Source organism: Streptomyces rugosispiralis (genome assembly GCF_024505145.1).
GTDB lineage: Bacteria > Actinomycetota > Actinomycetes > Streptomycetales > Streptomycetaceae > Streptomyces > Streptomyces rugosispiralis.
Map to the genome: position 1 here is coordinate 1 of NZ_JANIAA010000205.1, position 643 is coordinate 643.

The window sequence follows — 643 nt, forward strand, 5'->3', positions numbered from 1 at the left end:
GCTCCCTGTCCGACTACCTGGACTGGACGAGCCGCTCCTACCCCAGCGCGGCCGGCGCCGCGCTGCTGCACTCGCCGGTCTCCTTCGACCTGACGGTGACCGCGCTCTACACCCCGCTCGTCGTCGGCGGCGCGGTGCACCTCGCGGCGCTTGAGGAGGACCCCGCCGCCGAGCGGGCGCTGGCCGGACGCCCGGTGACCTTCCTGAAGGCCACCCCCAGCCATCTGCCGCTGCTCGCGGCACTCCCCGACGCGTTCTCGCCCGGCAACGAGCTGCTGCTCGGCGGCGAGGCCCTGTTCGGCGAGGCGCTCCGGGACTGGCGGTCCCGCCACCCCGGGGCCACCGTGCTGAATGTGTACGGGCCCACCGAAGGGACCGTCAACGTCGCGGAGTTCCGTATCGAGCCCGGCGACGAGGTCCCGTCAGGACCCGTGCCGATCGGCCTCCCGCAGGGCAACGCGCGCCTCTACGTCCTCGACGAGGGGCTGCGGCTCGCCCCGCCCGGAGTGACCGGCGAGCTGTACATCGCGGGCACCGCCCTGGCCCGCGGCTACCTCAACCGTGCCGCGCTGACCGCCGAGCGCTTCGTCGCCGACCCGTACGGCGCGCCCGGCGCCCGGATGTACCGCACCGGCGACCTCGC

The 643-nt window shown here is 75.0% G+C and carries 1 protein-coding gene; it reads left to right on the forward strand.

Annotated features, from left to right (window positions below; all coding sequences use genetic code 11):
* The coding region (locus NP777_RS47075) for an AMP-binding protein (protein ID WP_256656351.1) at positions 1-643 on the forward strand (643 nt) is incomplete at both ends.